This window comes from [Muricauda] lutisoli (nom. illeg.) (assembly GCF_017313105.1).
GTDB classification, from domain to species: Bacteria; Bacteroidota; Bacteroidia; order Flavobacteriales; family Flavobacteriaceae; genus Flagellimonas; species Flagellimonas lutisoli.
In genome coordinates, this window is record NZ_JAFLND010000001.1 from 1,321,931 (window position 1) to 1,344,400 (window position 22,470).

Sequence of the window (22,470 nt, forward strand, 5' to 3'; positions counted from 1 at the left end):
ATTTTTTGTGGGTTAATTAATCTTCGTCGTAGCCGTATTTTTTGTCCAATTTGTTCATAAGGCGTACGTATACAAAAATGAGAATGACAAATACATAGATAGATCCTTGTTGTGCGAACCAAAAGCCTAATTTGAATCCTCCAATACGAATATTGTTCAGGGCATCTTTAAAGATGATGCCCGCTCCATAGGAGACCAAAAACCATATGGCCAATAAAATGACCAGATATTTCAGGTTTTCTTTCCAATAGGCCGTGGCCTTTTTTTGTTTTTCTGACATAATTTGTTGGTTTGATTAGTTATAAATAAATCTGTGCTTGCAAAGTCACAACACCATTAGGGTCTCCAGTTCCAACTTTGGAATTGGCATATTCCAATGTTAATTTGGAATGATGGCCCGTCATAAACAGGTTGATTCCCAATCCAAATCTTGTAGCGTTGTCATCTATTGCGTCTATTGTTCTAGTTTGGTAAGATAAGTAAGGTTGCACCCTTGACTTATCCGAAGCGTCCGGAATCAGGTATCCCACGTGTCCATATACCATGTTTCCCGTACCATAAGGCCCAAGGTTGAAGTTACGACCATAATCGTTATTTTGAAATACCGCATAAGCAGTTATTGCGGAACCGTCCTCACCGAGGGGTGCATCATAAAAGGCATCGACAGCAAAAATGTTGACATTTTCACCTTCCAGGTTACCGGTTCCATCCATTGTCACGGCTCCATTACGATGTGTTAGGAAACCTGCCCCAACATTGAATACTCTTTTACTTCCGAGATAGGTTCCAACTTTGTAAGGAAGAAAATTGGATTCCTCATCCAAGAACTGATAATCGAAATAGCCCTGAATCACTTTACCCGCTTCTGCAGAACCCAGTAATTCTCTTCCCCGGTAAACGGCCCTGCCATTTGGTGTGGGGGCGTTATCGGCATCCAAGGTATTCGTAATGGCCTCGTTAAAGGAAACTCGGTACTGCAAACGCCCTACCCTTCCCTTTACATACACTCCCAAATGACGTGCAAATTGATCACTAAGTCCGAGTACCGCCCAAGACTGACGGTTATTGTCCAAAGTCATAAAATTGAGAGTGCTACTATTGTTCAATCGGGATATACCGTTCCAGTAATGAAGCCCGGTACCTACATAAAAATTCTCTGCAACTCTCCATTCACCCCAAAAAGCATGGTAAAACAGCTGTGAGGACTCTCCTTTTCCCGTTGGACTAAGGTTGTTACCGTTCAAACTATTTAAGCCAAAATGGGAAAGTATTAAGAATTTTTTATTCAACTGGGTAAAGCTCAACAATCTTGCCCGTCTTACGCTAAAGTTTGTAGTACTGACATCCTCAAGAACATTATCATTGTATTGGAACCAAAACTGCCCCCATGCGATCATACGAAGATATTTGGACCCGTCTTCGTTAAAATTAATTTTGAAACCTCCTGTATACTCAGTGTTTCCTTGTGAAAATGATTTTGGAATGAAAAACAGACAGCATGCTATTCCAAGTATTATCTTTTTCATTTCAGTTTGGATGTTAGAGCGTTATGTGCCGTACGAACATCCTAAAAATTTGATCTGAAATAAAAATCAGTATATATATGTGTTAATTTATTATAGTTAATCTTTGAATCTATCCCATTTAATCAACATAAACTTATCGCCCAACTCTGTTACCAACTGCCCCGCACCTTTAAGGTTTTCAGGATTTTGGAAGTATTTTTGAAGCTCTGTAAGGTTCAATATTTTATAGGTGGGATGGTATTTGGAATTGTAAGGCCGTTTAATGTTATATTTTCGAACCCAGTTCATAACGGAAACATGCGACACCCCTAAAATACGCTCGATTTCACGATAGGTCAATCCTTCTAAATACAGCTGCAGCGCCTTGTTCACGAAGTAATCATCAATCTGCTTGCCTAGTTTTGGCACCGTAAAGTAATAACTGCAAGACTTGCATTTGTAGCGTTGCCGCTCTTTGATTATTCCTGCTTTGGTAAACGCTGTGGATGAGCAATTTGGACAACTTTCCATGATTGATATACTTAATTAGCATAAATATATCAATTTAGCTCTAAATATTTGTTATTCTTCTAGCAACAAAAAAAGGGAATTGCTAAAATTCCCTTTATCTTATTGGTTAAATCACAATATTTGTTGTTTATTTTTCCAAATATGCTGTAACGTTTTCCAAAATACGATGTTGGAGGTTGGAAATATCACTTTTTACGAATTGCTCTCCCGTGATGTTTTCATAAAGCTCAATGTAACGGTTGGAAACCGACTCAATATATTCATCGGACATTTCTGGAACCGATTGTCCTTCCAATCCTTGGAAACCGTTGGAAATAAGCCATTGCCTTACAAATTCTTTGGACAATTGCTTTTGGGCTTCACCTTTTTCTTGACGCTCTTCGTAACCTTCCGCATAAAAGTAACGTGAGGAATCCGGCGTGTGGATTTCGTCGATAAGTACGATCTCGCCATCTTTGGTTTTACCGAATTCGTATTTGGTATCCACCAAAATAAGACCTCTTTTGGCTGCTATTTCGGTTCCTCTTTGAAAAAGGGCCCTCGTATACTTTTCCAAAACTTCATAATCTTCTTTGGAAACAATGCCTCGCTTTAAAATATCTTCTTTGGAAATATCCTCGTCGTGGTCTCCTTTTTCCGCCTTTGTTGCCGGTGTAATAATAGGTTCTGGGAATTTGTCGTTCTCCTTCATCCCTTCGGGCATGGGTACTCCGCAAAGCAACCTTTTACCGGATTTGTATTCGCGTGCCGCGTGGCCAGACATATAGCCCCTGATCACCATTTCTACTTTAAAAGGCTCACAGGCCTTGCCCACGGCAACATTAGGGTCAGGCGTGGCCATCAACCAATTGGGAACAATATCTTCGGTATCCTTCATCATCTTGGTTGCAATTTGATTCAGGATTTGGCCTTTATAGGGGATTCCCTTCGGCATCACCACATCAAAAGCGGAGAGGCGGTCCGTTGCAACCATAACTAAAACATCATTTTCCAGCGTGTAGACCTCTCTTACTTTTCCTTTATAAACAGATTTTTGCCCAGGGAAATTAAAATCCGTGGACATCAGTGTATTCATTCCCATAATTTTCTAGAATTGATTTTGGTGCTCTATGTTCTGATAGGCATCAATCACCTTTTTCACCAATTTGTGACGGATGACATCCTTGTCATCCAAATAAATAATGCTGATACCATCCACATTTTTCAAAATAAGCAAGGCTTCCTTTAAACCTGAAATCACCCTGCGCGGCAAATCAATCTGGCCCGGGTCGCCCGTTAATAAAAACTTGGCGTTCTTTCCCATACGGGTCAAGAACATTTTCATTTGGGCATGGGTGGTGTTCTGGGCCTCATCTAAAATCACAAAGGCGTTGTCCAAGGTACGGCCACGCATAAATGCCATAGGAGCTATTTGAATGGTACCGTCCTCAATATATTTTTCCAATTTTTCAGATGGAATCATATCACGAAGGGCATCGTACAAAGGTTGCATGTAAGGATCAAGCTTTTCCTTTAGGTCACCTGGAAGAAAACCAAGGTTTTCTCCTGCTTCCACAGCTGGACGCGTAAGAATAATACGCCTCACTTGTTTTTCCTTCAAGGCTTTTACCGCCAAAGCAACACCGGTGTAAGTTTTACCTGTACCTGCTGGACCTATGGCAAAAACCATATCGTCCTTTTTACAAGCATCCACCATACGCCTTTGATTTGCCGTCTGGGCTTTGATCAACCTGCCGCTAACACCGTGGACCAAGACATCTCCACTACTGGACGATGAAGTGTACTCCTCCTTGCTTGTACTGGTAAGCACCCGCTCGATCATATTCTCATCGAGCTTATTGTATTTGGCAAACTGCCCTGTAAGTTCATCAAAGCGTTTATCGAACTCTTCCAAAAGCTCTTCATCGCCAAACACCTTGATCTTGTTGCCCCTAGCTACAATCTTAAGTTTTGGGAAGTATTTCTTAAGCAGCTCAATGTTGGCATTTTGTTGCCCAAAAAATTCCTGGGGGCTGATTTCCGTAAGTTCAATTATCAGTTCGTTCAAAAATAGTGAGGTGTTACAGTTGTTTTTTGAAGAATTTTATTCTTTCTTTTTTGACTAATTTTACAAACAAACTTAATTAAAAATCAATTTGAACGCGGAAAAACATATCAACAGTATTGTATGCCAATTATAACTTTAACTACTGATTTTGGATACAAGGACCACTTTGTGGGTGCTGTTAAAGGGGCAATACTGAGCAACCTCCCCGATATTAGCGTTGTTGATATTTCGCACGCCATTAGCCCTTTCAACATTCAGGAATGTGCCTACATCCTAAGGAACGCCTACCGTTCGTTCCCAAAGGGAACGGTTCATATTGTTGGGGTTGATTCTGAAATTTCTCCCGAAAACGAGCATATTGTCGTTCAGGTGGATGGGCACTATTTCGTGAGTGCCAACAGCGGGGTCATTTCCTTGATAACTTCTGAGGTACAACCCGAAAAAGTCGTGCAAATCAATCTGCCCAATGTAGAAGCCAGTGCCTTTCCCGTGCTCCATATTTTTGTTCAAGTGGCCTGCCATATTGCACGTGGTGGTAAATTGGAAGTCATTGGCAGACCATTGCAGAGTTTAAGGGAACTACGTGATTTTGAACCACGGATCACCAACGAGGGCAAAACCATTACCGGCAATGTAATTTATATAGATAATTACGGTAATGTGGTCACCAATATCCAAAAAAGCCTGTTCGAAGCCTACAGGAGCGGGCGGGATTTTGAAATTATTGCACGGACCACCAAAATACGCCAAGTGCACCAGAGCTATAACGGCATCATCAACTATAACTTGGAACGCAATCAGCGTAAAGGTCCTGGGGACGCTCTGGCCCTATTCAATTCTGCAGGCTATATAGAACTTGCCATTTATAAAAGTGACCTCAATTCCGTTGGGGGAGCATCTTCGCTTCTTGGACTGAACTACAGGGACACGGTAACCATAAATTTCCTTTAAATGTTGATACGCATTGTAAAACTGACTTTTAAACCCGAAAATATTGCTAGTTTTGAGCGAATCTTTGAAGAAAGTAAAAATGTCATTTTGGCTTTTGAAGGCTGTAATATGGTAGAATTGTATCAAGACATCAATAATTCCAACATATTTTTTACCTATAGTTTTTGGGATACGGAATTTAACCTGAACCAGTACAGGAATTCCGATTTCTTTAAAGAGGTTTGGGGCAACACCAAAAAATTGTTTGCCGAAAAGCCCGAAGCTTGGAGTGTTCATAAAATTCAATCAACAAACCCATCTTAATGTTCGCAATTTTTAAGAGAGAGGTACGGTCCTTTTTTACATCGCCCATCGGTTATTTGATCGTGGGTTCGTTTTTACTGCTCAACGGACTTTTTCTTTGGGTCTTCAAGGGTGAATACAACATTTTTGATTACGGCTTTGCCGATTTGAGCAACTTTTTTTTACTGGCTCCTTGGATTTTTATCTTTTTGGTGCCCGCCATCACAATGAAAAGCTTTTCCGAAGAACGAAAAATGGGAACGCTAGAATTATTGTTGATCAAACCTATCTCCGTTTGGAAGTTGGTCCTTGGCAAATTTTGGGGAGCATTCTTGTTGTGCGTCGTCGCTGTGATTCCAACAATCGTTTATGTTTTCGCCATATCGGGATTGGGCATGGTACCCGGCAATTATGACCTAGGGGTAGTGCTGGGGTCTTACTTTGGATTGTTGTTTTTGATCGCCTGTTATACTTCCATCGGGATATTTGCTTCTACCCTTTCAGATAATCAGATCATAGCATTTTTGGTGGGGATTTTAGTCTGTTTTCTGATTTTTAACGGGTTTGATGCCCTATCGTCTTTATTTTCCAATGGAGATACGCAACAAACCATACAATCGTTAGGAGCAAAGGCACATTTCGATAGTATTGCGAGAGGTGTGATAGATACCAGGGATTTGGTCTACTTTATCTCGTTGACCCTATTTTTTCTATATCTTACTTTTCAACGTTTAAAACAATTGCCAAAGTAATGGGAAAGTTTTTTGCATCCATATTAAAAGTAATTGTAGCCGTTGTGGCCATCAACCTATTGGCGAGTTTTGTGTACACCCGTTTTGACCTTACGGAAGATAAAAGATATACACTATCCCAGCCTGCCATAGCGGTAGCACAAAAATTTGAAACACCCGTGATAGTGGATGTGCTGTTGGATGGAAACATTCCTGCAGAGTTTGCCAAACTCAAAACGGAAACCGTTCAATTGTTGGAATCCTTTGGGTCCAAGAACAGCAACATCAAATATAATTTGGTGGACCCCATGGAGGACAGCGAAAACCCACAGGAAACCGTTGCCCAATTACAAAGTTTGGGATTACAGCCTGCTAATGTTACCGTTGAGGAAAACGGAAAGGTATCCAACGAGCTGGTCTTTCCTTGGGCAATGGTCAATTACAACGACCAGACGGTTAGGGTTCCGCTATTAAAAAACAAACAAGGTTCAACAGCGGAGGAGCGCATCAACAACTCGGTACAGCAATTGGAGTACGCATTTTCCGATGCTTTCACAAAGTTGAGCATTGAAGAAAAAAAGAGTATTGCCGTTATTAAAGGAAATGGCGAACTGGAAGATATTTACATTGCCGATTATCTCACCACCATTCGGGATTATTACAACATTGGCGCTATAACCTTGGATTCCGTAGCTTCCAATCCCCAACATGTTTTGGACCAATTAAAAAACTTTGACCTTGCCCTTATCGCCAAACCCACCGAGGCGTTTACCGACCAAGAAAAATATGTGATGGACCAATATATGGTGCAAGGGGGTAAATCCATTTGGATGATGGACCAGATAAACATGGAAATGGATAGCATCTATGCTGGTGGCGGAGAGGCCATTGCTGTTCCCAGAGACCTTAATCTGAAGGATTTGTTCTTTAAATATGGGATACGGATCAATCCTGTTTTGGTCAATGATCTTTACTTTACCCAAATTGTTTTAGCTACTGGAGAAGGAAACGATTCGCAGTACAATCCCCTGCCCTGGTTTTATTACCCAATGGTTTTTTCACAGAACAATCATCCCATCAACACCAACATTGAAGCGGTGCGTTTTCAGTTCACCAGTCCAATGGAGGTATTGGAAAACGATTACCAGAAGACCATCCTATTGAAGAGTTCTCCGCTTTCCAAAACAGACGGGGTTCCACGAGTGGTTAGTTTGGATATGATCAACCAACAACCTGACCAAGCAACATACAACAACGGCAATTTGCCTTTGGCCGTGTTGATCGAGGGGAATTTTACATCCATGTACAAGAATAGGGTAAAACCTTTAAAGCTTCAAAATACCATGGAGGAAGGTCCTGAAAATAAGATGATCGTTATCTCGGACGGGGACGTCATCAAAAACCAACTCCGCAACGGCAGACCCTTGGAATTGGGTTACGATAAATGGACCAGTAACTTCTATGGCAACAAGGAATTTTTGGTGAACAGTACAAATTACCTTTTGGACAATACGGGGCTTATTAACATTCGAAACAAGAAAGTGGCCATCCCCTTATTGGATGTCAAAAAAATTACAGAACAAAAAACCAAGTGGCAACTTGTAAACATTGGATTACCAGTAGTTTTAACCTTAATTTTCGGTCTGTTTTTCGGGTATTACAGAAAACGAAAATTTACCACTTAGCTGTTAATAAATTTGTTTCTCTGCTAAATCCATTTGGGATATATTTGTTTTTATTGATTTTATAGGCCCTTTAAGAGGGTTAAATTGCCAAAAAGGCAGCTATACTAAAGTATTTCGTTGATGAAGTTTATCGTATCCAGTACATATTTATTGAAACAGCTTCAGGTTTTGGGGGGAGTTATCAACAATAGCAACACCTTGCCCATCCTGGACAATTTTTTGTTCGACCTTAAAGAAAGTAAGCTAACGGTCTCTGCGTCCGATTTGGAAACCACCATGAGTACGGTTTTGGAAGTGGATTCCGATTCCGAAGGAACCATTGCAGTTCCCGCACGTTTGCTTCTGGATACCTTAAAAACATTCCCTGAGCAACCTTTGACTTTTGTTGTTGAGGACAACAATACGGTGGAAATCAGCTCCAACCATGGTAAATATGCCTTGGCATATGCGGATGGAGCAGAATTCCCGAAAGCGGTGGAAGTCTCAAACCCGAGTTCCACTACCCTATTGGGGGATATTTTGGCAACGGCCATCAACAAAACCATATTTGCCGCTGGTAATGATGACCTTCGTCCGGTAATGAGCGGTGTGTTTTTCCAATTCTCCCCAGAGAATTTGACCTTTGTGGCCACTGATGCACACAAGTTGGTAAAATATCAGCGCCAGGATGTAACAGCTTCCGAAGTGGCGGAATTCATCATGCCCAAAAAACCTTTGACATTGTTAAAGGGTATACTGGCAGGTTCCGAATCTGAAGTGACCATTGAGTACAACGACAGTAACGCAAAATTCTATTTTGACAATACAGAATTGGTATGTCGATTGATTGACGGTAAATACCCGAACTACGAAGCGGTGATCCCAAAAGAAAACCCAAACAAATTAACGATTGCCAGAAACCAGTTCCAGAGTTCTGTGCGCAGGGTTTCCATTTTCTCCAATAAGACCACGCATCAAATCCGTTTGAAGATTGCGGGTGCAGAACTCAATATTTCTGCAGAAGATGTGGATTACAGTAACAAAGCCGAAGAAAGGTTATCCTGTGCCTACCAAGGTGATGATATGCAAATTGGTTTCAACTCCAGATTCCTATTGGAAATGTTGAACAATTTGTCTTCCGATGAAGTTTCCTTGGAAATGAGCTTACCGAACAGAGCGGGAATCCTTACCCCTATTGATGGTTTGGATGAAGGAGAGCATGTGACCATGCTGGTGATGCCCGTGATGCTGAATAGTTAGCCAAATTCTTACACAAAGTACTGATTGCCAGAAAATAATTGATGTTTTTGCAATTAGTCGATGAATCAATTCTTTCATCGCCTAAATTGTTTAAGGAAACTTGTTTTGCATAATTTTAACAGAATAAGATTTTAAACCTTAAACTATTGAAAATGAAAAAATTAACACTAGCCGTACTTGCACTGTTTGCATTTACCTTTTTTGCCTGTGAAGTGGAACCTGCAGGTGAAAGCTTGGAAGCAGTTGCAGGTAAGGGGCAAATTAAAGCCAAAAAGAATGATAACTCCATTGAGTTTGATTTTTCTGAAGAATGTCTGAAATCCGAATCCATTCTTTATGCAGGACAAAACATAGAGGTCGGAAAAGTAACAGTTTCCGAATCCGGTGGAAATTATGTAATTACCTATGAAATAACCAATGATGATTGGTGTATTACCGAAACCCACCTATCTGTTGTCAACTCACCAGAAGAGTTTCCAATTACTAATTCTGGAAACCCAAAAAATGGTGATTTCGAATACTCTGATGAATTTGACTGTGAAAAAACCGTAACATACGAAGTTCCTGCTGAAAAAGGACCTTATATAGCTGCACATGCTGTAGTGGAGTGTGCTACAAGTTCACCCGAGACTATTGCGGCTAATCTTCCCGAAACTGTGGAGTTTTGTACAGTTGACCAAGGACCAGATGCTTATTTAAACATTACCATAGCCGAAGGTTCACTGGCCGGTTCATACGGCTCTTGGTGTATTGACAACGATTCTCCCATTAATCTGGACAACTGTTACACAGCGGATGTTTATTCTTTAGATGATGAGCTACCGGAAGATGCTTTCGAATATCCTGAGAACTTTGACTTGGTGAATTGGTTGTTGAACCAAAACATAGTTGGTGAGCTAAGTCCTTCCAGTGGAGAGGCTTATACCTATGGAGACCTTCAATTTGCCATTTGGAAATTATTGGATGACATTGAAGATGAAGACTGTGAAGCATGTGCACTTGGAGATTTTACACCAGAACACGTAACCGAATTGGTTGAACTAGCTCAAGAGTATGGAGAAGGATTTACTCCGGAATGTGGTGATGTAACTGGTGTTATTTTGATTTCGGAAGGTGTACAGCCATTAATAATCCCAATACCATTGGAATGTAGTCCTTGCGAGGAAACAGCTTGGGCAGACGGTTGTGATTTCCCTGGAAACAATTGGGCCACTTACTTTCAGTTTGACTAATGCAGAAAGTTCCTTTATTTAATAATTAACGATAAGGGGCAAAATAATTGATTTTGCCCCTTTTTGTTTTTTTAGTCTTTATCATATTAGTTTTAAATACAAATGAAGTTACTAGGTATAAAATCCCATAACTTTTCTTTTGATTTCTTTGAGAAGAATACAGTACCTCCTTTTTACAAAGGAATTGAAGATGTTCCGAACGCTTATTTTGAAAATAACATCATAAAAGACAACAATGTTCACATTGTTAATTGTATAATGCCTTATATAGGAAAAAGGGAAAGTACTTTAAACGATGATTATGGTCATTATTCCAAATCCTATCGTTTAGGTTATGCCATGGACTTTTCAAATTCATCTTCCGCAACGGACTATTTAAAGAATGTTTTAGGTAAAAAAACATACAAAAGCATGCGTCAGGATAGGCAACGGTTGTACAGAGATCATAATATCCGGTTAAAAGTGTATCATGGCGAAATGGATAAGGACCACTATACCTATTTGTTCAAAACACTTAAAGGATATATTCTAAAAAGATTTGAAGGAAGGACCCATACACATACCGCTTTGTCCAAATGGGATTTCTATGTTCCAACTTGTTACGATATGATCCTATCCAAAAATGCCGCTATGTTCGTTCTGTATGATAATGATCTACCTATTGCAATTTCTCTAAGCTTTCGGCATAAAAACATACTTACTGCGGCAATCACTTCCTTTAATGAAAACTATTATAAATACAGCTTAGGTAAGTTAATGTTCGTAAACCAAATAGAATGGTGTTTTTTGAATAATTGCACATTATTGGATACTGGTTGGGGGAACATACCCTACAAAATCAAATTTTCAAACGCCGCATTTTATTATGATACAAAAGTCTTCTATCCAAAGAAAAAGTTAGCTAAAAAGATGTTGGCATTCTTTATCAGTTGGGTCTTGATGTTAAAGTATTATTGTATCGTAGTCTTCAAAGAAAAAAGATTTAATAGACCAGAGATAACATTTAAAAACAGATGGCTGAATTTAAGAAGCACAAATATGCACTCTCAACACGTTAGCTTAAAAACCGAATCGTCATAAAGTAAGACGGGGACTCACCATTGGATGCCTTGACAGCATTTACGATAGGCAGGATAAACCCAAGGAGTCCCGTTGCTATCAATCCCAGAATTCCCAATCCTAATAGCAATATGGCGGGAATACTGATAATGATATACAGTATAAGACTGATTTGAAAATTGATGATAGCCTTTCCATGCTCGTCCATCCCCTCTACCCTATCTTTGGATGACAACCAAATGATCAAAGGAACGATAAGGCTTCCGAAGCCTATGGCATACCCCAATAATTGGGTCAGATGTGTTACGGCCAACAACGTATTGTCCGTTCTAACTGCTTTTTGATTAATGACTTCCATTTTGATTGATTTTGATGATTCACTTTATTAGTATACAAATCACCGAAAATGTTACAAACAACAGCTAATTCGTACTTTTGTACCCATGTCGTATACAGATAACATTGTAGCCTTGGCGACCCCCTCTGGAACAGGTGCCATTGCAGTGATTCGAGTTTCAGGACCGGATGCCATTAACCTAGTGGACAAACTGTTCAAATCCATCAAAGGAAAAAAATTGACGCAACAGAAAAGCCACACCATACATTTGGGAAATATTGTAGATGGTAAGAAGGTTCTCGACGAGGCCTTGGTATCCATTTTTAAAGGGCCACATTCCTATACAGGTGAAAATGTAGTGGAAATCTCATGCCATGGCTCACCTTTTATTCAGCAACAGATAATCCAACTATTGTTACGCAGTGGTTGTCGTTCAGCATCGGCAGGTGAGTTTACCCTTAGGGCGTTTCTAAATGGCAAAATGGACCTCAGCCAAGCCGAAGCCGTGGCCGACCTTATTGCCAGCGATAGTGAAGCTGCACACGACATAGCCATGCAACAAATGCGAGGAGGATTCAGCAACGAGATCCAAGAATTGCGACAAGAACTCTTGAACTTCGCATCCTTGATCGAACTGGAATTGGATTTTTCCCAAGAAGATGTAGAGTTTGCCGATAGAACCCAATTCAACGAGCTCCTAAACCGTATAAGCGAGGTTCTGAAAAAGTTGATCGATTCCTTTGCACTGGGGAATGTGATCAAACACGGGATTCCCGTTGCCATTGTGGGTCAACCCAACGTTGGTAAATCTACCCTGTTGAATGTTCTGCTCAACGAGGAAAGGGCCATTGTAAGCGAAATTGCAGGTACTACAAGAGATACGGTTGAAGATCATATTAGTTTAAACGGTATCAATTTTAGGTTTATCGATACCGCGGGAATTAGAGAAACGGAAGATGTTGTAGAAAGAATAGGTATTGAACGCACATTTGAAAAAATCGACAAAGCACGACTCATTATTTATTTGTTCGATGGTCTGAATTTTGACAAAGAAGAGCTAGGTCAGGTTAAAAAACGTTACCCCAATAAACAGTTATTGCCTATTTGTAACAAAATGGACCTCCTGAACGAGGATCAAATAAACAAAGTCAAGAAAGAAATTCCCAATGTGCTTTTCCTTTCTGCGAAATTCAAAACTGGAATTTCTGAACTTGAGGAAAAACTTTTATCACTTGTGGATTCTGGAGCATTGAGCGGCGATAGTACCATTGTGACCAATAGCAGACATTATGATGCTCTTTTAAAAGCATTGGAAGAAATCCAAAAAGTAAAAGAAGGATTGGATATGGAGCTTTCCAGCGATTTGATGGCAATAGATATCCGACAAGCCCTTTATCATTTGGGAGAAATTACCGGCAGTGTTACCACCGATGACCTTTTGGGCAATATTTTTTCCAATTTCTGCATCGGAAAGTAAATTTGATTTTCCCTGTGTATTAGCAGATAATACGAGTTTAATGTAAAATAAATATTAGTATTTACGAAGTGTAAAATTCCAAGTGTACCTTTTAAAAAGTACGACGCACAAATAAAGAGAGAGATGCTTGGAATTCAATTTATTTTTAAACTTAATCGATGATTTATTAAAATAGTTTGTGATGCTATACTTCAAGTTTATTCCTTTTTCACGTAGCAATTGATAGGCTTGATAGCGTAAATATGGAGCCAAGTTCTTACCTCGGTACTCATGGAAGGTCCACATGTTCAATAGGTAAGCTTCATTAGGTCCCAATTTGAACTTTCTCCCTTTAAAATCAAAATCATTAAGTTCCACAAAAGTATAAGCTGCGATCTTGTTACTGGTTTCGAGACCTATGATCAATTGTCCTTTTTCAACACCTTCCATCATCCTATCATAGTCTTCACCTGGTTCTAGATGACAAACTTTCCTAAGCTCATCCTGGTTTAAATATCTTACTGTATAAGTAGCATCGTCTTTAATAATAGGCTCCGCACAAGGTTCTGTTTCTTCCTGAACCCAATAATATGGAGCAACATCAATACCCAATTTTGCAAGCCGATTACGAAGCCCTAAAAGAAACAGACCGTTACGGACAATTCCCCAGTACCTATCAAAACCGGAAACTTTTTTGTTTTTCTCGATCTTCATATGTCAATTGCTTTGAAAAGCCCTACCATATTCACCAAACCCCTTGGCAAGGTTCATTTTGACCCGAAAATCCTTGGGAGACATCAATGTTCTTTCATTGGCATCGGCTATTAGATGAATCCGTTTTAGCAACTCTGAATTTTTAGCCAGAACCGTCCTCTTGGTATCATACCAAATATTGTCTTCGATTCCTACTCTTACCCCACCCCCAAATGCCAAGGATAACGAATTCATTTTCAACTGTTCGTTCCCGATTCCCGCCAAACTCCACAGTGAATCTTGAGGAAGGTCGTTGATCATAACACCGGAATGTAATAAGTTGGCTTGGGAACAAGCGATATTTCCAAACAAAAGATTGAAATAGTATGGCGGTTCTATCAATTTTTTCTTTTCTAGATACTTAGCATAATTTATCATACCTATGTCGAAAGCCTCCAGCTCGGGAATAATACCTTTTTCCTTCATAATGCTGGCCAAGGCCATAACAGTATCGGGAGAATTAACGCTGGCTGTTTTATTGAAATTCAATGAACTCAAGGTCAAGCTCCCCATATCAGGTTTTAAATCACCTTCCAATAGCAATGGATCGCTCCGGAATTCAATTTCACTAAAATTCCTGCCGCTCAGGGACAGACAAATAACCAATTGAGGAGCATACTTACGGATACCTTCCACAATTTGGGCATAAATCTCTTTTTTATATGTTGGAACACCCGTAGTCTCATCTCTTGCATGCAGGTGCACCATGGTTATACCAATTTCCGAGGCCTGGAGAACATCTTCAACAATTTCCGATACCGAAATAGGAACATAAGGCGTCATATCCTTAGTCGGAATCATACCTGTGGGGGTGAAATTCAATATAAATTCGTTGCTCATAAATCTCAGATTGGTACCACCTACCCCATGCGAAACATAGCATTTGGCAAAATGGATGATTCGTATATCCCTTCAATTTGATAATTAAGTAGGGCCTCTCTAAAAAAAGTCGATTAAAAGACAATTAAAAAGTCATGCAACAGGAAAGATGCGTTGATACCCCGAAAGTTAGCAAGTAAAAGCGTTTGCTCATCTTAAAAAATGTGCGACTGTGACATTTGTCACAGTTTTCATCTGTCCTTCATCGTAAATTTGCGATTAAATCACATTGAAATATCGCGAACCAAAAAATGAAAACGATGAATCATGTCATACAAATCTTGGGGACAGGCTGCCCCAAGTGTCAAAATCTAACCAGTATTGTAAAAGACGTTGTTGAAGAAAATCAAATAGATGCCTCCATAGAGAAAGTCGAGGATATCGAGGACATCATGAAATTTAATGTTATGATGACCCCTGCTTTGGTTGTTGACGGAAATGTGGTAATAAAGGGACGTGTTCCATCGAAGGAAGAGGTACTTTCTACTTTGCAATAAACTCGAAAACATCTTAAATGTTTGATTGGCTAGAACATATGGCCCAATGGTTGGTCTACAATGTTTTTGGGATGAGCCCCGAAAATCAATTGGCCAAAGCCATAGACTTCTTTATCTATGACAGTATCAAAATAGTATTGCTACTCTTTACAGTGGTGTTTATAATGGGAATCATCAATAGCTATTTTCCGATAGACCGAGTAAAAAATTATCTTTCCAGAAATAAACTATATGGTGCCGAGTATCTCATGGCTAGCCTTTTTGGCGTGGTTACTCCTTTTTGTTCCTGTTCGTCCGTACCCTTGTTCATTGGTTTTGTTAGAGGAGGAATCCCCTTGGGGGTCACTTTTGCTTTTTTAGTCACATCACCTTTGGTGAATGAAGTGGCCATTGGACTTTTTGTAGGACTTTTTGGGGTACAAACAACCATTTTATATGTTTTGAGCGGTGTGTTCTTAGGTACGGTATCAGGTGCGATACTTCAAAAGTTGAAGCTGGAAAGGTTTCTTACACCATGGGTAAAAGAAGTACTTGCCAATGCACAAAGAGATCAAGAACGATTTGAAGAAGAAAAACAACCATTTCAAAAAAGATTGCCCGTTATTTGGGCCGAAGCCTTAAAAATATTGAAAGGAGTCCTCCCCTACGTTATAATCGGAATAGCCATAGGAGGCTTAATGCATGGTTATGTTCCTGAGGGGTTTTTTGAAAAATATATGGCTAAAGACAACCTTTTTGCAGTTCCCGTGGCCACCATATTAGCTGTACCTATGTATTCCAATGCATCTGGAATACTGCCCGTTGTTCAGGTTTTAGTAGATAAGGGGATTCCCTTAGGTACGGCAATTGCATTTATGATGGGCGTTGTGGGTCTATCACTTCCAGAGGCCATGCTCCTTAAAAAAGTGATGACGATTAAATTAATTGGGGTATTCTTTGGAGTAGTAATGCTTTGTATCATAGTTTCAGGCTATCTTTTCAACATAATTCTTTAACCATTAATGTAATGAACATCAAAAATTCCTATCTGACTATTGCAGTCATTTTGCTTTCAATTCAGTTAAAAGCCCAAATGCCAGAAGTAAGTGTTATAGGAGCAATGAAAGACATGGGAACCACCTATGACCTTAACATTTGGTTGGACACCATCTCCAACAAACCCCATCTCTATGGCATGGGTCCCTATGATAAAATGAAAGGTGAAATCACGGTCGTAAACGGCAAACCATACGTTGCCTCAGCTTTTACTGATGGAGCATTTGAAGTAGGAAAAGATTGGAACATCCGCTCCCCATTTTTTGTGTATTCCAACATATCCAAATGGAATATTTTTAAAATTGAGGGGAATTTGAACAGTGTTCATGACATTCAGGAAAAAGTAGCTACCATAGCCAAGGAAAATGGGTATAACCTGGACCAACCTTTCGCATTTAAAATAAAAGGTGAATTTGATGCTGTTACAGCACATATTGTAACCCCTCGTTCACCTGAAGTTGAAGGCTACAGGGAAGGTGTGAAATCGCAAAAATTTTCATTTGAGAATGCCAAAGGAGAATTCATTGGATTTTATTCGGAACATCACCAAGGAGTTTTTACACATATGGACGGTTTTGTACATGTTCATTTTTTAATGAAAGACAAAACTTTTATGGGCCATTTGGATAAAATTAGCACAAAGGGCAAAACCATTACCTTATATTTACCCAAAAACCAATAGAATCCTTAATTCTTCTTGTTGGTTTTGAACCAGTAGCTCAAACCTACCGACCAGTAAAACACACTATCAAGGTCCTCTTCAAATGTACCCGTGTCGGTAGTAAGGGTTGCCGAAGTCTGGGGAAACGCCCAAGTAGGTGTAAAAGACAAAATAAATTGGTCCAAATGATATTGGAAAGGAAAACTCAATTCCATATTCAGTACATTAAACTCGGATGCCTCGGCAATTTGGACCGCGGTAACCTCGGTTCCTGAATCCATGGACCCTCCCGGGCCACTACCCTGTCCACTGCTACTACTTTTCCTGTTACCCAACCGGCTGGTTGTATAGTATTCTTCATAAAAGTATTGGGATCCCGCATACACCGAAAATCTCGGGGCAAACAACATTTGGTCATCAAATGCTCTAAAGGTATGATCTGCTATAAATCCTAAAAATATATCGGGTGAACTGTTCTTATTAAAATAGGAACTGGCATAAACCGATAGTTCCAGCAACTTAAAATCATAACTGACCAATCCTGTAATATCCGCGACCACTTCCGATTGTACATTGTAACTCTCTTCATTATAAAAATAAGCCGTTCCGGAAACACCACCGCTCCAATTATTGGAATCGAACAAATATCCACCGGTCAAATAAAAAAGATCTACACGTTGCTCAGCCGAACTTGTAAGATAAGATACCGTGGCATCAGCAAACAATCCAGATTTATCATAATATCCAATGGAAGGCAATAGGTACGGAGCAGTTATGGAATCTCGTCTACCCATAAAAACCGCATCGTTCATATAGCTTACATCCATTAAAATATAGGAATCTTCGCTATCGGACTTTTCCTTATCGGTCTTTTGAGCAAATACAACATTTATGGCGTTTAAAAACAAAATAACGCTTATGAGTACATACCGTTTCATGATAATTCAATTACAATTAAAAGGGTAAGGGCCTGACCGCTAATAGTGGTCAAGCCCTTTATCCTATGCAATTACATAACATTTCCCTTTTTGTTAAGGGCTGACTTGTTCATGGCTTTTTTGGACTTCATGTTTTTCATGGACTTCATGTTCTTTTGCATGATCATTTTACGATGCTTGTACATATTGGTGAATTTTTCACCGGCCAAATTCAAGCATTCTCCATCCTGAAGCCTCAACTGCTGACGATCTTGGTTCATGTACGTACCATCTGGGTTAATGGACATTCCATTGGCAAGTTCAAGTCGCTGTTGTAATCTATTTTGTGATTGTGTTCTAATTTGATAGACATCTCCGTCAATAAGCATCAATTGGTATCTGTTTTGGTTACGCTGCTGAATCTGAGCATCGGTCAGTCCTTTATCAGATTGCATCACTTTGTAACGATACTGGTACTCATTACGGTACTTAATTCCATCATTATCCAAACATTCACCATCTTTTAACCTAAGTCTATCGCGATCTCGGGTAAAATAGGTTCCGTTAGGATTAACAACCGTTCCATCGTTTAGCGTAATGGGGTCCTGCAAACGAATCTGGTCTCGATCGCGAATTTGAAGAACATCGCCATCGACCAACATTAAACGGTCTCGGTCTTGATCGGGATCTTGGACTCTGTCCCTATCCCTGTCCTGTGCCATTAGTGTCACTGTTCCAAGAACAACAAACACCAACAATAAAATCTTTTTCATGGTACTCGCATTTATAAAATTTATGGGAACCAAGGTATACTCACAACTTTAGGAATCCAATGACATTCGTCATCAAATCACTGACAAACAGCTATTTATACTGATTTTACGGTAACAAAAGTTACATAAGAGGAACGGAAAAAATGCTTTATTGCTGATTTACAAAGCGATACAAATTATCTGTTGATTGGAGTAGTTTTCCCTTTAAGGAAGAATTAACATTCGGATGCTCTTTTAAGTATTTTTCAACAAGTTCCAAAGCTTCTTTGGACTGATATTGACCCACAGTTGAAGAAAGCCATCGTTTTGGAAAGAAAATATCACCTGTTTTTTGTGTTTCTTCCAGTAAATCCAATGCCAAGGGCACATGCTTAATTGCTGACTTTTGATGCAAAGGATGGTGTATAAATCCACATGCAGTGACCACCCACGATTCTTTTTCGCGGTTTTTAGCTTCTTTGAAAGATTCGAAGAAAACATCCCTAGTCATAACATCTGAAGACAAGGCTGGCATTAAAAACTCAAAACGCTTCACCTTATCGGGATTTTTTAATTGCTCTTTGGCTTTTTCCAATATGGTTTCAGATTGGTCGTGTTCATACAATGCCAAGGACATGGCCATGTTGGTATAATCGTCCTGATTCAACTTTAGGTTAGGGATTTCGAGGCTTTTGTTCCAAATACGATAAAGCCTTTCTTTGGCAGTATCAGAGTATGCCAATCCTTTCCAAAGTCCGAAAATATTTTTTTTGATATTGGGCTTGTGCGCATCATCCAGAAGCTCCTTCCAAAGCGTACTCTCTATCAAAGCATGTTTTTCCTCGCGCTGGCTCTCATTTAAGAAACTCCAAAATATATTACTGGCACGCCCACAGATCATCCCATGAACCAACTCGTTCTTCTCATGAAGAACGCCCTCCATATAAAGGTCAAGAGCTTTAGATGGGAGAATATTGCCCGTCAATACATTCTCGTAGGTGTTGAGATAGGCATAACCTCTTGCAACTTCATCTTTTAATGATGGTATAATTTGTAAGTCCGGTTCTTTTAACGGAAAGACGCCATACCCAAAAGCATTGGAGTTGTAGATAATAGCTTCTGGTTTGGGTAATCCCAAAGCTAAATCAAGATTTATATTTTTTTCTAAAATAGTTACCGGAATAGTTCGGGTACTATCTGGATATACCAATGTTATCTCAAAAGATTGCGGCCATAGTTTATCGCTTCCATCTTCGGCATGCTGGGCAATAGTGAAGTTTGTGATTTTTCCATCAGAATAATCAATGTTTTGCTCTAAAATGGGTCTTCCAGATTGGTTCACCCATACATTGCTCCATGTTTTTAAATCCTTGGGGGTTCGCTTATCCAAAATATTGACCAAATCGGTCCAGGTTGCATTTCCATAGGCGTACGTAGAAATATATTCCCTTATCCCGTCCCGAAATGCCTTATCCCCTATGGCCGCTTCCAATTGGCGCATCATAATAGGTGCTTTATTATAAATAATGCCACCGTACAGGCTTCCTGCATTCTTCAAATTATCCAGGCTTTGCCGAATAGGGTTGGTGCCCCTGGTCCTATCCTCTCCATAAGCCCCTCCATAATGGGAAATCATAAACTGTAATCTATGGTTGATGTCCGGAAAAGTGGGGTTTATGATTTTATCGGCCATAAAATTTGCAAATACCTCCTTCATCCATACATCGTTGAACCAGTCCATAGTAACCATATCGCCAAACCACATATGGGAAGTTTCATGGGCTATGAGCTTAGCGCTTCCCATGCGACGGCGTTCGGTAGCACTTTCATCCAAAAAAATAGAGGATTGACGGTATTGTATGGCCCCTACATGCTCCATTCCACCATATTGAAAACCTGGAATGGCTGCATAGTCCAGCTTTTGAAAAGGAAAATCATATTGGGTATAATCCTTCAAAAAATCAATGGAGCGCTGGTGCAAATCAAAAATCTTGGGAATGCTATAATCTATTTTGGCCGAATCCGTTTCACGATACAGCAATGTCATATCAAATATTCCCGGGTTCTCCGTAACAGCTTCAAACGTACCGGCAACCATCGAGAACAAATAAGTGCTCATCAAATCACTTTGATCAAATATATGTTGGACCTTCCCTTCTTTTTTTCTGCTTTCCTTTAAAGGTGCTCCGCACAACACCTTCCAATTTTCGGGAACGGTTACTTCTAAATTATAACGTGCTTTGATGTTGGGTTGGTCAAAACAGGGAAAAAGGGTGCTGGCCCTGTCAGGAACCAAAAGGGTGTATAAATAATCTTCATTGCGGTTAAGGGACAGTTCCCCTGCATCAAAAGTTATTTCGATGGTGTTAGGGCCCCTTTGAAGGTTATCTGAAATGATGATGTGCTCCTTTTGATGATTGATAGGTTGTTCTTCGCCATTTACTCGAATAGTTTTAAGTAAGGAAGCATCAGCATTAAAATCGAGGTATAATGGTTGGGAAAGGTCCTTAATTTCCAAATCAAGTTGTAATTGAGTCGGAATGGGTATCTCTTTTTGGGCAGGAATATCAAAAGACAATGAATAGACTACATCGGAAACCTGTCCTTTCCTAAATTCCGCCATTCGTAACGGAATACCCTCGTCCAATAAATCTGCCTTGGGGCCAGAAGTACAGGCTGCGGCTAAAATCAGTAACAACAGGTAGAACGGAATGTTCTTTTTCATAACAAGCTAGTTGGGTTTGGAACGCATAAGGTACCAATTTTCACCCACCAAATCAATCAAAAAATTAATGGTTATGTCGAAGAAAAAACCTACTCTCTGATCACATAATTGATTTTCTCAACGCCTGTGTTTCCAGTTTTGGAATTAAATGCATATACCGTAATCTGATAATAGCCGGCTTCTTCAATTTCCAAATTACCCTTAAAAGTATTTTGTTCAGGATTGTTCAAGGTCACTTCCTTAAATGCCTCACCATCTTTCTTCACCATGGCCTTTACTTCCATAAGGTTGGAGTCCCAAAGACCATCTTTTTGGATGGGGCAACCACACATCATCACTATATTGGCTTCAATCAACAAGCCCGAATCTGGTACAGCATCCAGTGGAATATATTGATGCGTATTGGGTTTTAGAATATCTATTACGAAGCCAGGTATTTCGACCACTACACCATCTCCCAGGATATCCTTTCCGGGGATAAGCCATATTTGGGTACTTGCATGTATTTGTGCGTTTTTTTTGTTAATGGGAGATACCACTTCTATTTGTACAAAAGTCGGTTCATCAATATCCACAATCGCAAGAAAACCAGCTGTTTTCTCATCCGATAGTTGGGTGTAACGCTCATGAGGGCTTCTCATAATAAGGTCGGTATTTCCTGTACTACCTGTTGTTTCGCCCTCTGCCAGGATTTGTCCGTTCAACGTGTTTCTTACAATGACGTGCGCCCCTCCAATGGAACCACCTACGAACTTGGCATCTTTTGCTTTTGCCCGTACCATAAGTTTGGTTTCCGTAGCAAATGCATTGATACAAATTGATAGTAGGGCTAGAAGAAGGATTGATTTTTTCATTGTGAGTATTTTTCTGATCTAAACTTACTATTTTTTCAAACGTTTTCTCAGATAGAAATCATTTTTTCTAAGCTTACTAAGTAAATGGACTTCTAAGAAACTCTTTTGGCATTCAAGATTTGAAGTTCTTTATGTGCCGCATCTATTAAGCACTTGAAACGATTGGAATCTTTTTTAGGGCAGGATTGCTGCAATTGGTACTCCGTTCTTTCAATAAGTCTTTTACAATATGAAATTTGTTCTTGCAATGGGCATTTGCATATGGTATGGCCATATAAATGATCCAATTCGTGCAACGAAGTTTGTGGAGAGCTATTTTTAAAAAACTTGAACATATCAACT

General features: G+C 39.7%; 24 protein-coding genes. 11 read left to right on the forward strand and 13 right to left on the reverse strand.

Going from position 1 to position 22,470, the window contains the following annotated elements; genetic code table 11:
• Positions 1-16: 16 nt before the first annotated feature.
• The 5 genes from J0X13_RS06225 to J0X13_RS06245 all read right to left on the reverse strand — a co-directional run bounded on the left by J0X13_RS06225 (position 17) and on the right by J0X13_RS06245 (position 4,083).
• Positions 17-280, reverse strand: a complete 264-nt coding sequence (locus J0X13_RS06225) for a DUF4212 domain-containing protein (RefSeq protein ID WP_207070557.1) — start codon at positions 278-280, stop codon at positions 17-19.
• Between the two features lie 19 nt (positions 281-299).
• A complete protein-coding gene (locus J0X13_RS06230; RefSeq protein WP_207070558.1) occupies positions 300-1,526 on the reverse strand; it encodes a hypothetical protein in 1,227 nt (408 codons plus the stop codon).
• A gap of 96 nt (positions 1,527-1,622) precedes the next feature.
• Positions 1,623-2,036, reverse strand: a complete 414-nt coding sequence (locus J0X13_RS06235) for an IS1/IS1595 family N-terminal zinc-binding domain-containing protein (protein WP_207070559.1) — start codon at positions 2,034-2,036, stop codon at positions 1,623-1,625.
• A gap of 127 nt (positions 2,037-2,163) precedes the next feature.
• Entirely contained in the window at positions 2,164-3,117 is a 954-nt protein-coding gene (locus J0X13_RS06240; RefSeq protein ID WP_390821899.1) for a phosphoribosylaminoimidazolesuccinocarboxamide synthase, read from the reverse strand.
• A 6-nt stretch (positions 3,118-3,123) separates the two neighbouring features.
• Positions 3,124-4,083: a PhoH family protein gene (locus J0X13_RS06245; protein WP_207070561.1), complete on the reverse strand. Its 960-nt coding sequence runs from the start codon at positions 4,081-4,083 to the stop codon at positions 3,124-3,126.
• 120 nt (positions 4,084-4,203) lie between these two features.
• Here J0X13_RS06245 and J0X13_RS06250 point away from each other — a divergent pair, with 120 nt between their 5' ends.
• The 7 genes from J0X13_RS06250 (at position 4,204) to J0X13_RS06280 (ending at position 11,283) form a co-directional block, all read left to right on the forward strand.
• Positions 4,204-5,034, forward strand: a complete 831-nt coding sequence (locus tag J0X13_RS06250; protein ID WP_207070562.1) for an SAM hydrolase/SAM-dependent halogenase family protein — start codon at positions 4,204-4,206, stop codon at positions 5,032-5,034.
• On the forward strand, positions 5,035-5,337 hold the full coding sequence (locus J0X13_RS06255) for a putative quinol monooxygenase (protein WP_207070563.1): 303 nt from the start codon (positions 5,035-5,037) through the stop codon (positions 5,335-5,337).
• Positions 5,337-6,068, forward strand: coding sequence for a gliding motility-associated ABC transporter permease subunit GldF (gldF, locus tag J0X13_RS06260; RefSeq protein ID WP_207070564.1), 732 nt, complete (start codon positions 5,337-5,339; stop codon positions 6,066-6,068). Before J0X13_RS06255 ends, gldF begins: the two co-directional genes overlap by 1 nt.
• A complete protein-coding gene (gldG, locus tag J0X13_RS06265) occupies positions 6,068-7,732 on the forward strand; it encodes a gliding motility-associated ABC transporter substrate-binding protein GldG (RefSeq protein ID WP_207070565.1) in 1,665 nt (554 codons plus the stop codon). Before gldF ends, gldG begins: the two co-directional genes overlap by 1 nt.
• A gap of 120 nt (positions 7,733-7,852) precedes the next feature.
• The gene (gene dnaN, locus J0X13_RS06270; protein ID WP_207070566.1) at positions 7,853-8,971 is read left to right on the forward strand and encodes a DNA polymerase III subunit beta; all 1,119 of its coding nucleotides are present in this window, start codon (positions 7,853-7,855) and stop codon (positions 8,969-8,971) included.
• Positions 8,972-9,123: 152 nt separating this feature from the next.
• On the forward strand, positions 9,124-10,203 hold the full coding sequence (locus J0X13_RS06275) for a hypothetical protein (RefSeq protein ID WP_207070567.1): 1,080 nt from the start codon (positions 9,124-9,126) through the stop codon (positions 10,201-10,203).
• Positions 10,204-10,305: 102 nt separating this feature from the next.
• On the forward strand, positions 10,306-11,283 hold the full coding sequence (locus J0X13_RS06280; RefSeq protein WP_207070568.1) for a GNAT family N-acetyltransferase: 978 nt from the start codon (positions 10,306-10,308) through the stop codon (positions 11,281-11,283).
• On the opposite strand, the gene J0X13_RS06285 is transcribed toward J0X13_RS06280, so the two are convergent.
• A complete protein-coding gene (locus J0X13_RS06285) occupies positions 11,258-11,620 on the reverse strand; it encodes a DUF4870 domain-containing protein (protein ID WP_207070569.1) in 363 nt (120 codons plus the stop codon). The genes J0X13_RS06280 and J0X13_RS06285 overlap by 26 nt on opposite strands.
• An 85-nt stretch (positions 11,621-11,705) precedes the next feature.
• Between J0X13_RS06285 and mnmE the strand changes: the two genes are divergently transcribed.
• Positions 11,706-13,076, forward strand: coding sequence for a tRNA uridine-5-carboxymethylaminomethyl(34) synthesis GTPase MnmE (gene mnmE, locus J0X13_RS06290; protein ID WP_207070570.1), 1,371 nt, complete (start codon positions 11,706-11,708; stop codon positions 13,074-13,076).
• Between the two features lie 54 nt (positions 13,077-13,130).
• On the opposite strand, the gene J0X13_RS06295 is transcribed toward mnmE, so the two are convergent.
• Both J0X13_RS06295 and J0X13_RS06300 read right to left on the reverse strand, forming a co-directional pair.
• Positions 13,131-13,769, reverse strand: coding sequence for a GNAT family N-acetyltransferase (locus J0X13_RS06295; protein WP_207070571.1), 639 nt, complete (start codon positions 13,767-13,769; stop codon positions 13,131-13,133).
• A 3-nt stretch (positions 13,770-13,772) separates the two neighbouring features.
• Positions 13,773-14,648 (reverse strand): beta-keto acid cleavage family enzyme, encoded by an 876-nt coding sequence (locus J0X13_RS06300; protein ID WP_207070572.1) that lies wholly within the window; start codon positions 14,646-14,648, stop codon positions 13,773-13,775.
• A 299-nt stretch (positions 14,649-14,947) separates the two neighbouring features.
• Between J0X13_RS06300 and J0X13_RS06305 the strand changes: the two genes are divergently transcribed.
• From J0X13_RS06305 to J0X13_RS06315, 3 genes are read left to right on the forward strand one after another with little or no spacing between them, the layout of a single operon-like run.
• Positions 14,948-15,184: a thioredoxin family protein gene (locus J0X13_RS06305; RefSeq protein ID WP_207070573.1), complete on the forward strand. Its 237-nt coding sequence runs from the start codon at positions 14,948-14,950 to the stop codon at positions 15,182-15,184.
• A 17-nt stretch (positions 15,185-15,201) separates the two neighbouring features.
• Positions 15,202-16,179 (forward strand): permease, encoded by a 978-nt coding sequence (locus J0X13_RS06310; RefSeq protein ID WP_242535623.1) that lies wholly within the window; start codon positions 15,202-15,204, stop codon positions 16,177-16,179.
• Between the two features lie 11 nt (positions 16,180-16,190).
• Positions 16,191-16,901, forward strand: a complete 711-nt coding sequence (locus J0X13_RS06315) for an acetolactate decarboxylase (protein ID WP_207070574.1) — start codon at positions 16,191-16,193, stop codon at positions 16,899-16,901.
• Between the two features lie 5 nt (positions 16,902-16,906).
• Here J0X13_RS06315 and J0X13_RS06320 read toward each other — a convergent pair whose 3' ends face one another.
• From J0X13_RS06320 to J0X13_RS06340, 5 genes are all read right to left on the reverse strand, one after another.
• Positions 16,907-17,818, reverse strand: a complete 912-nt coding sequence (locus J0X13_RS06320; RefSeq protein WP_207070575.1) for a hypothetical protein — start codon at positions 17,816-17,818, stop codon at positions 16,907-16,909.
• A gap of 71 nt (positions 17,819-17,889) precedes the next feature.
• Complete coding sequence (locus tag J0X13_RS06325) at positions 17,890-18,570, reverse strand: DUF6799 domain-containing protein (protein ID WP_207070576.1); 681 nt, start codon at positions 18,568-18,570, stop codon at positions 17,890-17,892.
• Between the two features lie 148 nt (positions 18,571-18,718).
• The gene (locus J0X13_RS06330; protein WP_207070577.1) at positions 18,719-21,274 is read right to left on the reverse strand and encodes a M1 family metallopeptidase; all 2,556 of its coding nucleotides are present in this window, start codon (positions 21,272-21,274) and stop codon (positions 18,719-18,721) included.
• Between the two features lie 89 nt (positions 21,275-21,363).
• Entirely contained in the window at positions 21,364-22,128 is a 765-nt protein-coding gene (locus J0X13_RS06335; protein ID WP_207070578.1) for a hypothetical protein, read from the reverse strand.
• 92 nt (positions 22,129-22,220) lie between these two features.
• Complete coding sequence (locus J0X13_RS06340; protein ID WP_207070579.1) at positions 22,221-22,463, reverse strand: hypothetical protein; 243 nt, start codon at positions 22,461-22,463, stop codon at positions 22,221-22,223.
• Positions 22,464-22,470: the final 7 nt, after the last annotated feature.